General features: G+C 44.9%; 3 protein-coding genes. 1 reads left to right on the plus strand and 2 read right to left on the minus strand.

What is annotated here, in order from left to right:
- Positions 1-127: 127 nt before the first annotated feature.
- The gene (gene asnB / locus WA381_RS20730) at positions 128-1,798 is read right to left on the minus strand and encodes an asparagine synthase B (RefSeq protein WP_014948790.1); all 1,671 of its coding nucleotides are present in this window, start codon (positions 1,796-1,798) and stop codon (positions 128-130) included.
- Positions 1,799-2,189: 391 nt separating this feature from the next.
- Positions 2,190-3,857 (minus strand): M28 family metallopeptidase, encoded by a 1,668-nt coding sequence (locus WA381_RS20735; protein ID WP_156086107.1) that lies wholly within the window; start codon positions 3,855-3,857, stop codon positions 2,190-2,192.
- Positions 3,858-3,927: 70 nt separating this feature from the next.
- Between WA381_RS20735 and WA381_RS20740 the strand changes: the two genes are divergently transcribed.
- Positions 3,928-4,797 carry a DUF3025 domain-containing protein gene (locus WA381_RS20740; RefSeq protein WP_156086108.1) on the plus strand — a complete coding sequence of 290 codons (870 nt, stop codon included), beginning with the start codon at positions 3,928-3,930 and terminating at the stop codon, positions 4,795-4,797.
- The last annotated feature ends 166 nt before the right edge of the window (positions 4,798-4,963 follow it).

Below are 4,963 nucleotides of genomic sequence, written 5' to 3' on the forward strand. Positions count from 1 at the left end.
GACTGATATCGGATTTTGAAGCCTTAAAAAGATCGGTCAACCGATCATGAAAATATTCTTAACTGATCGGCATTACGGCTTAGGCCGCGTTTTTTTGAAATGTTAGCTCTGCTTGTACGATTGTCTATTAAGACTCGCCAGCGTGGACGCCTTTCATCGAACGGCCAGAAGGATCTGCGTTGTTTTTAAAGCTCTCATCCCACTCAAGTGCTTCTGCTGTACTACACGCAATAGATTTACCGCCTGGCACACAGCGCGCTGCACTTTCTTGAGGAAAGTAGCTCTCGAAAATAGTGCGGTAGTAGTAGCCTTCTTTGGTGTCTGGTGTGTTAACTGGGAAGCGGAATTCCGCTGTTGCAAGTTGCTGATCAGTCACTTCGTTTTCAACGAAATCGCGAATTGAATCAATCCAAGAATAACCTACACCATCACCAAACTGCTCTTTTTGACGCCACAGTACTTCTGCTGGAAGGGTTTCGCCGTTATCAAACGCTTTACGAAGGATCCACTTCTCCATTTTTCCATCTAGACACATTTTGTCTTGTGGGTTTAAACGCATAGCTACGTCAATGAAGTTCTTATCTAAGAATGGAACACGAGCTTCTACACCCCATGCCGATGTGGCTTTGTTAGCACGCGCACAGTCAAACATATGTAGACGATCAAGTTTACGTACCGTTTCTTCGTGGAATTCTTTGGCGTTTGGCGCTTTATGGAAATACAGGTAACCACCAAAAATTTCATCAGAACCTTCACCCGATAGCACCATTTTAATGCCCATCGCTTTAATCTTGCGTGTCATTAAGTACATTGGAGTAGCGGCGCGGATCGTTGTTGTATCGTAGGTTTCCAAGTGATAGATAACATCACGGATGGCATCTAAACCTTCTTGAATGGTAAAGTGAATTTCATGGTGTACGGTGCCAATCATGTCGGCCACTTTCTTCGCTGCCTTAAGGTCAGGTGCTCCTTCAAGACCTACAGCAAAACTGTGCAGGCGAGGCCACCATGCATCTGTCTTGTCTTCGTCTTCAACTCGCTTTGCAACGTACTGCGCAGCGACAGCTGAAACCAGTGAAGAGTCCAAACCGCCCGATAGAAGTACAGCGTATGGAACGTCAGACATCATGTGTGACTTCACAGCTTTCTCGAATGCTACACGTAGCTCTTCTAGGTTGCTGGTGTTGTCTTTTACGTTGTCGTATTCCATCCAGTCGCGTTTGTAGTACTTGGTGATTTTACCTTCTTTGCTCCACAGGTAGTGGCCAGGAGGGAACTCACTGATTGTCTTACATACGCCTGCTAACGCTTTCATTTCAGATGAAACATAGAAGTTACCGTGTTCATCGTAACCGGTATAAAGCGGAATAATACCAATATGGTCGCGGGCAATAAGGTAAGCGTCTTGTTCTTCATCGTATAGAATGAACGCAAACATACCCTCTAGTTCATCGATAAAGTCGATGCCTTTTTGCTGAAAAAGCGGAAGAATAACTTCGCAATCAGAACGGGTTTTAAATGGGTACGGCTCATCTAGATTAGCAGCAAGTTGCTTGTGGTTGTAAATCTCGCCGTTAACGGCAAGAATTTGTTTATCGTTTTGGCTGATAAGAGGCTGCGCCCCTGTATCAACGTCGACAATCGCCAATCTTTCGTGACAAAGAATGGTATTGTCATTATTCCAGATACCCGACCAGTCAGGGCCACGGTGGCGCAAAAGTTTTGATAAATCGAGGGCTTGGGTTCTGAGTTCAGACACATCGGTTTTGATATCAAGGATACCGAAAATACCACACATATAACGGATTCTCTCTGTTCACTTGTTGAAAAAAATAATAGAAGTTTTTTCTGTCGGTACTCGCGTACGAGTGGGCGATGATTTGTTGTTATTCTTATTCGCGTGCCCCTGAATGTGCCAGTCTGACAGGAAATTGCAAGTACATTATGATGAGAAAATGGAAATTCTTATTCCATTTATCCCAAAATAGCCGTTTATTAACATTTTTATCCTAATTCCATGCAAAGGTAAGCTTATGAATGCGGTAAGCAGTGCTTAATATAGAGGGAAGTGAGTTCAAATATAGAGGGTAGTAAATTAATGCGGGTCAATAAAAAAGGGTTTCAGGAAGAAACCCTTTATTAACGATAAAGAAGACGCGGCCTTCTTTGCGTTTTTACGTCAAAGTGTTTTAGTTTTGGCGCTGGAACTCGCTTGCTTCATTCCACTTCGGCCAAGCCTCTGCATTTGCAACACCTACACCCACATCAAACAGCATTTGCGTGTCTTGTACGATACCGCTTAAATCCCAATCGTCACGATACTGATCGCACACTTGGTGATAGCAGCCCGTAACAATGACATTCATACGTTTTCTGTATTTGGCTGTCTCTTCATCTGCTGGTTCATTTCCGCCTTCAGCGTACAGTGCTGGAACACCTTGCTTGGCAAAGCTGAAATGATCTGAGCGGTAGTAGTACCCAGCTTCTGGTCTGTCTTCCTGAGTCAGTGTACGGCCTTGCTTAGCCGCAGCGGCTTCAAGATAGTCTTCCATTTCTGACTTACCCATGCCTACAACGGCAACGTTTTTGGTTTTACCTAATACGTTCATTGCGTCCATGTTGATATTAGCAACCGTATTTTCAATCGGAATAACAGGATTGCTTGCATAATATTTACTGCCTAACAGCCCTTGCTCTTCAGCAGTTACTACTAAAAATGATACCGAGCGTTTTGGTGCAGGCGTCAACTCTGAGTATGCTTTGGCCATGGCTAGAATAGCCGCAGTGCCCGTGGCATTATCATGAGCGCCATTATAGATTTGGTCGCCTTCTTTGCTCTCATCTTTACCCAAATGATCCCAATGTGCCGTGTAGATAATATGCTCATCAGGAAACTCTGCGCCCGGCAGAGTCGCGATAACGTTGTTGCTCTCTGACTTTTTGAAGGTGTTGTTAACCGTAACCGATGCTTTGATATCCATTGCTTTGTTGTAAGGACCTTGCATGGAGTTTGCTTTCTCTTGGTCAAAGTCGAGCCCTGCATCAGCAAACACTTTTTTCGCCGCATCTAACGTTAACCAACCTTCAACAGCCACACGACTTGCTCCTTTGTCGGCACTTACTAGGCCGTACTGCGGACCGCTCCAGCTGTTAGCAACAACTGACCAGCCGTAAGAGGCAGGGGCTGTTTCGTGAACAATAATGGCGCCAGCAGCGCCCTGACGGCTCGCTTCTTCATATTTGTAGCTCCAACGACCGTAGTAGGTCATCGTTGTGCCTTGAAACTTACCACTTTCTGGATTTTCAAATCCCGGGTCATTAATTAGCATGACGACGGTTTTGCCTTCAACATCTAACCCTTCGTAGTCGTTCCAGTCGTACTCTGGTGCATTCACACCATAGCCAACGAAGACTAATTCTGAATCTTCGAGCGACACTGAGCTCTGTTCTCGCTTAGAAGAGGCAACCATTTGCTCTTTATACGCGAAGTTATTGTCGCCAATAGTCATGGTCATATCTGGGTCAGCAGTAATTTCCATAAGGGCTACTTTTTGTAAAAAGCTATCCCCGTTACCCGGTTTAAGCCCCGCTTTGGTAAATTCACTAACCAAGTATTCAATGGTTTTCTTTTCACCTTCAGTCGTCGGTAAACGGCCCTCAAACTCATCTGAAGACAGTACCTTTAATGGCTCGCGAATATCGGCGTCTGAAATATTGTTGTAAACACTGTCAAAGTTAGACGCCACAGGCATCTGTTTTTTCGCAGACTGATCTTGTGACGCGCTGTCGTTGTTAGGTGTGCAAGCACTTACGCCCAGAAGGGTAGGTACAAGCAATGGCAAAAACATTTTTTTCATTGTTAGTCTCTGTTTGCTCTACAATACTTGCTCAGTATAGAGAAAACCCCAGAGCGAACCAATAGTTGATATGCAATCAGACTCAATCCCTTTCTGTAAAGACTACTTAAAAAAACACGCAAGTTATCCTGTAACCATTCTTTTAGATGAACTCGGTTTAATGAGTCATAGTAAGTTTCCATCTCCTGATGTGCTAAATGAACTTACATCTAGATATCACAAGCAATGGACGGGGCCTTTATTTCAAGGACAGAGTCAGTTTTCAGAAGATGAACAGCGTTACTATGAAACGATTATTAGTGAAGATGGGGTTGTCCCTACCAGAGAGCAAAGCTGGCACGATTTGTTTAATGCACTGATCTGGCTGCAATTTCCCAAAACAAAATCCTTATTAAATGAACTGCATATAAGCGATATCGAGGCGTACGGCGTAAACCCTCGCACCGCACGTCGCAATCGGATTACCCACTTTGATGAGTGTGGCGTGGTGCTGGCGATAGAAGAGCCCAAACCAAGTGGCGTTGAATCGCTAGAAGTTTTCCTACAGCAACTGGCCACCCATGAATGGGAACAGGTATTTCTAGCAAATCGAGGGCGTTGGCATGCTGAAGTAACGCCCTATGTATTTGGGCATGCGAATTTAGAAATGATGCTGAACCCGTTTATTGGGCTTACTGGAAAGTGGCTCGCGGTTTCAGTGCCTCAAGGATTTAGTGAGCTCGATAAATGGCAACAACGCGCCGTACTCGACGATGCAATGTCAGCCCGAATTTCAGCACTCGATGCTTTTCAGATCACACCGCTCTTAAAGCCCCTTCCTTTGTTAGGCGTGCCTTTATGGCATTCACCGCAGGATGCGAAGTTTTATCAAAATAAAGATTATTTCAGGCCGTTACGACAAGGGGCTAAGCCAACTAAACAGCTGCCGCTGTGGGTGTAATACCAATCCGCATAGATCATTACCCACTCAGAAGGCGCTGGCAAGTTTCCTAGCAAAGCGTGGGAATGCAGGAATGGCTGTTCCCTTTCAATTCCCAGAATGAAGCTAGGAAGCTTGCCAGACCTTCCCGAAGGGCGAGTTTAAAATGTCCGTACTCTTTGTTGTG

Origin of the sequence: Alteromonas sp. CH_MED4-4 (assembly GCF_037029575.1) — a bacterium.
GTDB lineage: Bacteria > Pseudomonadota > Gammaproteobacteria > Enterobacterales > Alteromonadaceae > Alteromonas > Alteromonas macleodii.